1 protein-coding gene is annotated in these 270 nt (G+C 37.4%); it reads right to left on the minus strand.

The window, feature by feature from the left end:
* Positions 1-270: hypothetical protein (locus CH339_RS25695; RefSeq protein WP_210207407.1), on the minus strand; the 270-nt coding region annotated here is incomplete at both ends.

Below are 270 nucleotides of genomic sequence, written 5' to 3' on the forward strand. Positions count from 1 at the left end.
GTTACCCCATCTATCTGCTATACGAGCCGCTAATTGTTGAAACCATCCACGCATTTGTATATCATGAGCTTGTTTATCGTCATCTACTACTTGTTCAAGTTTAGCAATTGCTTTTTCATGATAACCGTCATTCCAAAGATTTACTGCTTTCCTTTCCACTTTAGCTTGAGTAAGGTAAAAATCATTAGATGCATCTTCATCGACCAGCTCAGCAAGAGTTTCAGCATGATATTCAGTCCATTCTTTATCTCGGTCAATACTTCTTTGAAT

It is taken from the genome of Rhodobium orientis (assembly GCF_003258835.1).
GTDB lineage: Bacteria > Pseudomonadota > Alphaproteobacteria > Rhizobiales > Rhodobiaceae > Rhodobium > Rhodobium orientis.